This window comes from uncultured Thermus sp. (assembly GCF_938010445.1).
GTDB classification, from domain to species: Bacteria; Deinococcota; Deinococci; order Deinococcales; family Thermaceae; genus Thermus; species Thermus altitudinis.
This window is the reverse complement of sequence record NZ_CALLUR010000141.1, coordinates 1-4493: the sequence shown is the minus strand read 5'-3', so window position 1 is coordinate 4493 and position 4493 is coordinate 1. Positions and strand designations below refer to the sequence as shown.

The window sequence follows — 4493 nt, the reverse complement described above, 5'->3', positions numbered from 1 at the left end:
ACGGAGGCAGTTCCTCAAGAAGGTGGGGGTGGGCCTGGCGGCTAGCCTCTCCTATAGGGCTTTTGCCCAGGCGGCGCCTCAGGTGCGCTGGCGCTTGGTTTCCAGCTACCCCAAGAGCCTGGACACCCTCTATGGGGGTGCCGAGGACCTGGCCAAGCGGGTGGCGGAGCTCACCGAGGGCCGCTTCCAGATCCGGGCCTACCAGGCGGGGGAGATCGTACCCGGAGGCCAGGTGCTGGATGCGGTGCAGCAGGGCACCGTGGAGGCCGGGCACACCTACGGCCCTTTCTATGTGGGCAAAAACCCCACCCTGGCCTTTGATGGCGGCGTGCCCTTTGGCATGACCTACCGGCAGCACAACGCCTGGATGCGCTATGGCGGTGGCCTGGAGCTTCTCCGCGCCGTGTATGCGGATTTCGGGGTGGTCCAGTTCCCCGGGGGGAACACCGGGGCCCAGATGGGGGGATGGTTCCGCAAGGAGATCCGGACCTTGGCGGACCTCAAGGGCCTGCGCATGCGCATCCCGGGGCTGGGCGGTCTGGTGATGGGCCGCCTCGGGGTGGTGCCCCAGACCTTGGCCGCTGGGGATATCTACCCGGCCCTGGAGCGGGGTACCATAGACGCCACCGAGTTTTCTGGGCCCTATGACGACGAGAAGCTGGGCTTTTACAAGGTGGCCCGCTACTACTACTACCCCTCCTTCTGGGAGCCCAGCGCCCAGCTTTCCTTCCTGGTTTCGCAAAAGGAGTGGCAGAAGCTTCCCAAGGAGTTCCAGGAGGCCTTCCAGGTGGCGGCGGCCGAGGTCAACCTCACCATGATGGCCAAGTACGATGCCCAAAACCCGCCGGCCCTATCCCGCCTCCTCAAGGCGGGGGTGCGTTTGCGCCGCTGGCCCCTGGAGATTATGAAGAAGGCCCTCCAGGAAACCCAAGCCCTCTACGAGGAGCAGGCGGCCAAGGACGCCACCTACCGCAAGGTGTACGCCGCCTACTGGGCCTTCAGGAATGAGCAGTACCGCTGGTTTGCCGTGGCGGAGCTGGGTTACGAGAGCTTCGCCTTCCCCACGGTGTAGGACCGCTCTAACCTGAGGGGCTGGGCTCTCCTGGGGCGGAGGAAGGCAAGCTAGTCCAGTTTCTCCAGCCGCACCGCGCTCACCTTGTACTCGGGGATGCGGCTTATGGGGTCCAGGGCGTCTAGGGTGAGGCGGTTGGCGGGGGCCTCGGCGAAGTGGAAGGGCGCATAGACCACCCCTTCGGGGGTGCGCTCCGTAACCCAGGCCCGGGCCCGGATCCGGCCCCGGCGGCTCACCACCTGGATGATCTCCCCATCCTGGATGCCAAGCCTTTCCGCATCCTTGGGGTTTACCTCCACCTTGAGCTCCGGGTAGGCCTCCTGGAGGCGGCTATTGCGGCTTAGGGTGCCCCCGTGCCAGTGATAAAGCACCCGGCCGGTGGAGAGGACAAGGGGGTACTCCGGTGAGGGGGTCTCCGCCGGGGGAGTGAAGTCCACGGGGATGAAGCGGGCCTTTCCCGAGGGGGTGTTGAAGCGCGCTTGAAAGAGCACGGCCTCCCCAGGGTGGTCCTCCTCGGGACAGGGCCAGCGGACCCCTTCCCTTTCTAGGCGGGGATAGGTGATCCCGCCTAGCATCTCAGGGATGGCTTGGCGCACCTCTTCCCAGATGGCCTCCGGGCCTGAATAGAGGGTCCAGGGCCGGCCCAGGGCCTGGGCCAGCCGCTTCCCCAGCTCCTGGATGATCCACCAGTCGGGCCTGGCCTCCCCGGGAGGTTCTAGGATTTTCCGTACCCGTTGCACCCGGCGGTCGGTGTTGGTAAAGGTCCCCTCCTTTTCCAGGAAGCTGGCTGCGGGTAGGACCACGTGGGCGAAGGGGGTGGTTTCGTTTTCCAGAATGTCCTGGACCACGAGAAAGGGTAGGGCTTCCAGCTTGGCCTTCAGGTGATCCTGGTAGGGCTCGCTGGTCACGGGGTCCTCGCCGATCAGGTAGATGGCCTCCACCTGGGGGATGGCTTGGAAGACCTCGGTCATGCGCAGACCGGGCTGGGGATTGAGCCCCACCCCCCAGAGGCCCTCAAAGCGCCTTCGGGCCCCTTGGTCTGCCACCCTCAAATACCCGGGGAACACGTCGGGCAGCCCCCCCATGTCCCCAGCCCCTTGCACGTTGTTCTGGCCCCTTAAGGGGTTCAGGCCGGCTCCCTCCTTGCCCACCTTGCCGGTGAGGAGGGCCAAGTTCACCAGGGCCTGGACGGTGGCCGTGCCCTTGGTGTGTTGGGTGAGGCCCATGGCCCAATAGGCCCCAGCCCTTTCCGTGGTGGCGTAGAGCCTGGCGGCGAGGGCGATGTTCTCCCTTTTCACCCCCGTGATGCGCTCGGCCTCCTCGAGGGTATAGCCCTCCACGGAGGCCCGCCACTCAGCAAACCCCTCCGTGCGCTCCTCCACGTAGCCTTGGTCCCAGAGCCCTTCCTCCAGGATGTACCGGGCCATGGCGTTGAAAAGGAAGAGGTCCGTGCCCGGATGGGGCCTTAGCCAGAGGGTGGCGGCCTCGGCCATGCCCGTGTACCGGGGGTCCACCACGATGAGCCTGGCCCCTTGCCGGACCCTTTTTTTGATCATGGCCCCGATCACCGGATGGGTTTCCGTGGTGTTGGAGCCCACCACCAAGAAGAGATCCGTTTTCCAGATGTCCTCTATGGGATTGGTCATGCTGGCCCCGCCCAGGGAGCGGGAAAGGGCGGCGGTGGAGGAGGAGTGGCAAAGACGGGAGCAGTGGTCCACGTGGTTGGTGCCCAGGAGAACCCGGGCCAGCTTCTGGGCCAGGTAGACCTCCTCGTTGGTGGTCTTGGCGGAGGGGAAAACCGCCAGGGCTTCCGGCCCCCGCCTCCTCAGCACCGCTAAGAGGCGGCTGGCGACAAAGTCCAAGGCCTCCTCCCAGCTCACCCGGCGGAAGGGCTCCCTACGGCTTTCCCGCACCTGGGGATAGAGGAGGCGCTTTTCCGAGAAGGGGAAGTCCAGGCCGAAGCGGCCCTTCACACAGAGGGCCCCGTGGTTGGGGGGGATGTCGGGAGCCAGCACCTGGACGATGCGGCCCTCCTTCACCGTGGGTTCCACCTGGCAACCCACGCCGCAATAGGGGCAGGTGGTGCGCATCTCACACCTCCAGGCCTAGGGGCCTTAGGGCCCCTGTGGGGCATACCTGAACACAGTTGCCGCAGAAGACGCACGGGGTCTCGGGAAGGGGCCGGTCCAGGGGGGTGGTGGGGTGGGCGAGGAGGCCCCGGTCCTCCAGGGTCAGGGCGTAGACCCCCATGATCCCATCCCCACAGGCGTCCACACAACGGCGGCAGTTCACGCACTTGGCGTAGTCCCTAAGGAAGAAGGGATTGTCCCGGATGGGCGCCCTTCCCTTCCTTACGGTCAGGGCACCCCAGCGCCCGGGGTCGGCCCCATAGGACGCGAGGAGGTCTTGAAGCTCCGGGGCCAGGCTGAGGTCCGTGGTGAGGGCAAGCCATTCCAAAAGGGTCTTGCGAAGGGTGCGAAGCGCATCGGTATCCGTCCATACCTCCATGCCCTCTCGGGCGGGGGTGGCGCAGGCGGGAAGAAGGCGTCCGTCCACCTCCACCAGGCAAAGCCGGCAGAGGCCCTGGGTTTCCGTGTGGGGATGGTGGCAGAGGGTGGGAACGTCTACCACATCCAAGAGGAGGCTTCCCTCCTGGGCCTCCACGGGTTGTCCATTCACCTTAAGCCGCACCTTCCACCTCCAAAAGGCTTGCGTAGGCCCAGTAGGCGGATTGGCCCAGGCCGCAAAGGCTTCCCTTCAAGGTCTGGGCCAGGTCTTGCAGCAAAGCCTTGCTCCGTTCCCGCCGCCGCACCATCTCCACCTGTACCGCCGTGCCCAAGGGGCAAGGGAAGCACTTGCCGCAGGATTCCTCCCGGCAGAACTGGGCCAGGCCCAAACGGACTTCCCATAGGTCCACCTCCCTCCCGAAGGCCACCACGGCCCCAGCCCCCAGAGGAAGCCTTTCCCGATAGCGCAGGGGAAAGGCCAGGTCTTTGGTGAAAACCCCGGCGGCCCCGCCCAGGAGTACCGCTTGGATTTCCCCTAACTCCGCCCCGGCCCGCCTTAGGGCTTCCCCTAAAGGCGTTCCCAGGGGAAGCTCATAGAGCCCGGGCCTGGCCACGTCCCCGCTAATGGAGAAGAGTTTGGGCTCCCTTTGTCGCCAGGCCCTGGGGCCTTCCTTCAGGATCACGGGAAGGCTGGCCAGGGTTTCCACGTTCTGCACCAGGGTGGGCCTTCCCCATAGGCCCTTCTCCACGGGGAAAGGGGGCTTTAGGCGGGGTTCGGCCCTTTTCCCCTCCATGGACTCCAGGAGGGCGGTTTCCTCGCCGCAGATGTAGAGGCCCCCGCTGCGGAAGACCTCGGTGGGAACGGGGAGGAGACCGGCTTCCTTCAGTTCGGCCACGGCCTTTTCCAGGCCCAG

4 protein-coding genes are annotated in these 4493 nt (G+C 65.9%); 1 reads left to right on the top strand and 3 read right to left on the bottom strand.

The features are described from left to right. Positions 1-1072 (top strand): TRAP transporter substrate-binding protein DctP (gene dctP, locus Q0693_RS07905; protein WP_298630546.1); only part of this gene is annotated, 1072 nt, incomplete at its 5' end. A gap of 50 nt (positions 1073-1122) precedes the next feature. Here the strand turns inward: dctP and fdhF are convergent. The 3 genes from fdhF to Q0693_RS07890 all read right to left on the bottom strand — a co-directional run. Then, a complete protein-coding gene (gene fdhF, locus Q0693_RS07900) occupies positions 1123-3162 on the bottom strand; it encodes a formate dehydrogenase subunit alpha (protein WP_298630544.1) in 2040 nt (679 codons plus the stop codon). Between the two features lies 1 nt (position 3163). Next, a complete protein-coding gene (locus Q0693_RS07895) occupies positions 3164-3763 on the bottom strand; it encodes a 2Fe-2S iron-sulfur cluster-binding protein (protein ID WP_298630541.1) in 600 nt (199 codons plus the stop codon). Beyond that, the coding region (locus Q0693_RS07890) for an NADH-ubiquinone oxidoreductase-F iron-sulfur binding region domain-containing protein (protein WP_298630539.1) at positions 3753-4493 on the bottom strand (741 nt) is incomplete at its 5' end. The genes Q0693_RS07890 and Q0693_RS07895, both read right to left, overlap by 11 nt.